This is a genomic window from Thiospirillum jenense (assembly GCF_014145225.1).
Classification (GTDB): Bacteria; Pseudomonadota; Gammaproteobacteria; order Chromatiales; family Chromatiaceae; genus Thiospirillum; species Thiospirillum jenense.
The window spans coordinates 1-1261 of sequence record NZ_JABVCQ010000078.1; the positions used below are offsets into that span (position 1 = coordinate 1).

A 1261-nucleotide genomic window follows, 5' to 3' on the forward strand; every position below is an offset into this window, starting at 1 on the left:
TTCAAACAACGGCAACCGCCCCGCGCCCGCTGCCGTTTTGAATAAATGACTATCATTCGTCATATCAAATTCACGAGATAATCGCAGATTCCATTTGCCATCAATCGTGTCGCCTAATAACGGGAATTGCAGCAACTTCTCCGCAATTTGTACATCCAATGCGCTTTTGAATTCCATCACCGACTGCGAATCGGGCGACAAGCGGCGAATTAACTCCACTGACAATAATAAATCCGTTGGTGACGGAAACGCCGCCAGTTCATTCACCTGATGACGCATAAACGCCGCTGGGAATTGCCGCGTTGCTTTGCCTTTTTCAAACGTCAATACCACAAACTTAAAACTGCGATGCACATTTTCAAAGATTTCATTGCGGTTTTCAAAACAAAACAAGCCCGTCACGTCGCATTGACCGAATAATAAATCCCGCAAGCCTTTCGCGCCCAAATCCGTATAAATCCCCGACGGAATCACAATTCCACACTCGCCCCCCGCCCGCAATAAATTGACGCATTGTTCAGTAAATAATTTATACAGGTTAATATCACTCCCCGTCTTTTTTCCATTCACTATTGCCGATTGAAAACTGAACTGCGGCGCGGCGCGAAACCACGCCGATTGATGCGGAAAATGCGACGCATAATCCAACCAATCAACGCGAATCTCCTGATCTGCCAATAACTTAACTTGCTCCTTTTCAAAGTCTTTAATCGTCATTTTATTTTTCGTCACCAATGCAGAATGCCCTTGAAAAAACTCCTTTGCATTCGGCTTGACAATTTCCCACGGCGGATTCGTTATAATTGCATCAAACCCGCCGCGTTCATTCAACACCTGATCGAATTCAAAGCCCCAGTGGAACGGTTTTAATTGCGCCACATCCGCCGTTGTTAATGCCCGTTTAATTGGTTTACCCAGTTTTTGTTTCGCATCATCCCACGTCGCCTGTTCAAACTTCACGCCCGCCTGCCCCATTTCCTGCAATAGCAAATCATTTAAGACCAACTGCGCCGCCGTGCGATGCTGATTAACCTCCTGTTTAATTGCCGCCAAATCCACTTTGGAATACTCCGCCGTCGTATCCCGATATAAACCAATTAACCGATTCTTCTCCGCCACCACCCGCGCATATTCACCCTGCGCAAATAAATCGGCGTGTTTTTTCTGCTGTTCTGAATAGGCCGCCGCGTTGACTTGTAATAACCCAACTAATGAATTACCGGTCAACAGATTAAAATCGATATTCGGCAACGGCTCCAAC

The 1261-nt window shown here is 46.3% G+C and carries 1 protein-coding gene; it reads right to left on the reverse strand.

What is annotated here, in order from left to right; genetic code table 11:
- Nucleotides 1–1261, reverse strand: a 1261-nt coding sequence (locus HUK38_RS14565; protein WP_202985581.1) for an Eco57I restriction-modification methylase domain-containing protein, incomplete at both ends; no start/stop codon positions are given.